3 protein-coding genes are annotated in these 3,673 nt (G+C 75.8%); all 3 read left to right on the top strand.

The window, feature by feature from the left end; all coding sequences use genetic code 11:
• Positions 1 to 100 precede the first annotated feature (100 nt).
• Positions 101 to 1,336 carry an NAD(P)-binding domain-containing protein gene (locus tag DKL51_RS27890; protein ID WP_221623248.1) on the top strand — a complete coding sequence of 412 codons (1,236 nt, stop codon included), beginning with the start codon at positions 101 to 103 and terminating at the stop codon, positions 1,334 to 1,336.
• Entirely contained in the window at positions 1,333 to 2,700 is a 1,368-nt protein-coding gene (locus DKL51_RS27885) for an exopolysaccharide biosynthesis polyprenyl glycosylphosphotransferase (RefSeq protein WP_124812664.1), read from the top strand. The genes DKL51_RS27890 and DKL51_RS27885 overlap by 4 nt, the downstream gene beginning before the upstream one ends.
• Positions 2,697 to 3,673 (top strand): glycosyltransferase (locus tag DKL51_RS27880; RefSeq protein WP_124812663.1); only part of this gene is annotated, 977 nt, incomplete at its 3' end. The genes DKL51_RS27885 and DKL51_RS27880, both read left to right, overlap by 4 nt.

Raw genomic sequence — 3,673 nt, 5'->3', positions numbered from 1 at the left:
GGTACCGCCCGGGTCGCGCCGCGCGGCTCGCGGCACCCGGCCGCAACCGGCGGGCGCTCGGCCCGTCCGGCCCTGACCCGATCGTGCGCAAGGAGTGGACATGATGCGAGAAAGCGTCGACGTGGCGATCGTGGGAGCCGGCCCGTACGGCCTCTCCCTGGCAGCGCATCTGAGAGCGGCGGGAGTGTCGCACCGCGTGTTCGGTGAGCCGATGGCGCTGTGGCGCTCCCACATGCCGGCCGGCATGTACCTGAAGTCGCAGGGCTTCGCCTCCAACCTGTCCTCACCCCGACCGGGCCGCACCCTGGAGGAGTTCTGCCGGCGGACCGGCCGGCCGTACGCCCCCTACGGCCTGCCGGTGCCGCTGCGGACCTTCCTCGACTACGGCGACTGGTTCCAGCGCTGCGAGGTGCCGGACCTGGAGGAGGTCCTGGTCACGGCGGTCGCGGCGGCGGGCGGCGGGTACGCCGTGTCCCTCGCCGACGGCACCGACCTGCTCGCGCGGCGGGTCGTCGTCGCGGTCGGCGTCCAACACTTCCCGCACGTGCCGGACCCGCTCACGGCGCTGCCAACCGACCTGTGCTCGCACGTGTCCCGACACACCGACCTCACCACCTTCGCGGGCCGGGACGTCGTGGTGCTGGGGGCGGGTCAGTCCGCGCTGGAGTCCGCGGCCCTGCTGCACGAGGCGGGAGCCACCGTCCGGGTGCTCGCCCGGCGCGAGCGGGTGAACTGGAACGGCGAACCGTTGGCGCTGGACCGCGCCTGGTGGCAGCGGCTGCGGGAGCCGGAGGCCGGCCTTGGTTCCGGGTGGGGTACCTGGTTCTACTCGAACCGGCCCGATCTGTTCCGCCACCTGCCCGCCCGGGAACGGGTGCGGCGCGCCCGTACCGCCCTCGGTCCGGCGGGCTCGTCCTGGCTGCGGCCGCGGGTCGACGGCGTCGTGCCGGTGCACCCCGGGCACACGCTGGTCAGCGCCGAACCCCGGGACGGCGTGGTCCGGCTGACCGCGCGCCGTGCCGACGGCCACCGGATCACGCTGACGACCGATCACGTGATCGCCGCCACCGGGTACCGGGCCGACGTCGCCCGACTGTCCTTCCTCGACTCCCGTTTGCGGGCGGGACTGCGGACCGTCGCCGGCACGCCCGCGGTGGGAGGCGACTTCGACTCCTCGGCTCCGGGGCTGTACTTCGTGGGACCGGCGGTGGCGCCGAGCTTCGGCCCGGTCATGCGCTTCGTCTACGGCGCCGACTTCGCCGCCCGGGTGCTCGCCCGGCACCTGTCCGCCGGTGCCCGCCGAAGCGCCACCGTCCCGGTGGGTGCGGCACGGTGACGGCGCACGGGACACCGTACGCGGGTCCGGCTCCGGCGGCGACCGCCCGGGACGCCGTCACCACCCCGCGGCCGATCGCGGTGCGTCCCGCGCTCGGGCCGTCCCTGCTCGCCGGCGACGTCGCCGCGCTCGTCCTCGGCGGGGTCATCGGTCGGGCGCCGTGGGGCGTCGGCGCGCTCTGCGTCGTCGTCGTCCTGATCGCGTACCAGGCCGGTCGGCTGTACCGGCCACGCCTGTCGTTGTCGCTGCTGGACGATCTGCCGTCGCTGCTGGGACGGGCGCTCACCGCCGCCGGCGCGGTGCTGCTCGGCTGGGCCGTGCTGCGCCCGAGCGCGCCCATCCGACCGCTGGTCTACGGGATCGGTGCGGGGGTGCTCCTGCTGCTCCTGGTCAGGGGCGCGGCCTACGCGGCGATCCGGGAGGCCCGGCGGCGGGGAGTCGTGGCCCACCGCACCGTTGTGGTCGGCGACGACACGCTGGGCCGGCGGCTGGCCGAGGAGATGGGCCACCACCCGGAGTACGGCCTGCGCCCCGTGGGTTACCTGGGATCCGGCGCCGGGGACGCGCCGACGGGGGTGCCGCTGCTCGGCGGGACCGACGACCTGGCACGGGTGGTGCGGAGGTACGACGTCTCCGTGGTGGTGCTCGCCTTCACCTCCCGCCCCGACCGGGATCTCGTCTCCTGCGTACGCACCTGCGACCGGCTGCGCTGCGACATCTACTGGGTTCCGCGGCTCTTCGAGCTGTCGCCGGTGCATCCGCAGATGGACCTGCTGTGGGGCTATCCGCTGGTGCGGCGGCGTCGGGAGGTCTTCGGCCCGCTCGGTCGTACCCTCAAGCGGTCCCTCGACGTTCTCGTCGCGGCCCTGGCCCTGGTGGTGGCGCTGCCGGTACTGTTCGGGTGCGCGCTGGCGGTCCGTCTGGACGGCCTGCCGGTGCTGTTCCGGCAGCGCCGCCTGAGCGCCGGACTGCGCCCGTTCGTCATGGTGAAGTTCCGGACCCTGCCCGGGCCACACGACCCGCCGGGACGGCTCGGCCGGTTCCTGCGGGCGTCCTCCCTCGACGAACTGCCGCAGCTGGTCAACGTGCTGCGCGGTGACATGAGCCTGGTCGGCCCCCGGCCGGAATGCCCGAGCGCGGCGGCCGAGTTCGGCGATCGCCACCCCGGCTACCGGGATCGACACCGGGTCCGCGCCGGCCTGACGGGCTGGTCGCAGATCCACGGCCTGCGCGGACCGGGCTCCATCGAGGACCGGGCCCGCTTCGACAACCAGTACATCGAGAACTGGGGGCTCTGGGAGGACGTCAAGATCATCCTTCGGACTGCGGCCGCGCTGGTACGCCACCCGGGGAGCTCGGCATGACGGCGACGGCCGCTCCGGCCGGACGGCGCCTCGGCTCCCCCGGCGGCGTGGTGCTGCACGTCGCGCAACCCACCGAGGGTGGCGTGGCCCGCTACCTGGCCGACCTGGCCGTCGATCAGCTCGCGGCCGGCTGGCGGGTCGCGGTGGCCTGCCCGCCGCGCGGCAGGCTCGTCGACGAGCTGACCGGTAGCGGCGTGCGGCTGCTGCCGTGGTCGGCGGACCGGCTGCCCGGCCCCGCCGTTTCCCGCGAGGTACGCCGCCTCGCGGAGCTGGTGGCCGCCGCGGATCCGGCGCTGGTGCACCTGCACAGCTCCAAGGCCGGCCTGGCCGGACGGGTGGCGGTACGGGGTGGCCGGGTCACCGTCTTCCAGCCGCACGCCTGGTCCGTGCACGCCGTACCGCGGATGCTGCGCCCGGCCGCCGTCGGCTGGGAGCGCCGGGCCGCCGCCTGGACGGATCTGCTGCTCTGCGGCGCCGAGGAGGAACGCCGCCTCGGGCGGGCGCTCGGCATCCCCGGCCGGTACGCCGTCGTGCCCAACGGGGTGGACGTCGACCGGTTCGGCGTCGCGGACGCCGACGAGCGGGCCCGGGCCCGGGCCCGGCTGGGGCTGGGTGACGGCCCGCTCGCCGTCTGCGTCGGTCGGCTCTGCCGGCAGAAGGGCCAGGACCTGCTGCTGCGCGCCTGGCGGCAGGTCACCGCGGCGCTTCCGGTGGCCACCCTGGCGCTGGTCGGTGGCGGGTCACCGCCGGCCGGCGCGTCGGCCCGACCGGGACTCGTGCTGGCCGGGTCCGTGGTGGACCCGCGCGACTGGTACGCGGCGGCCGACGTGGTCGTCTGCCCGTCCCGGTGGGAGGGGATGGCCCTGGTGCCGCTGGAGGCGATGGCCCGCGGGCGGTCGGTGGTCGCCACCGACGTCGGGGGTACCCGGCGGGCGGGGCCGCCCGGCGCCGGCGCCCTCGTGCCACCTGACGA

The organism is Micromonospora globispora, assembly GCF_003857015.1.
GTDB classification, from domain to species: Bacteria; Actinomycetota; Actinomycetes; order Mycobacteriales; family Micromonosporaceae; genus Micromonospora; species Micromonospora globispora.
The sequence above is the reverse complement of the archived record's forward strand: the minus strand, read 5'-3'. Positions and strand labels throughout refer to the sequence as shown.

What these genes read in the sequence shown, in the direction of transcription:
- DKL51_RS27890 (WP_221623248.1), top strand. Translation starts at nt 101, where the DNA reads ATGATGCGAGAAAGCGTCGACGTGGCGATCGTGGGAGCCGGCCCGTAC.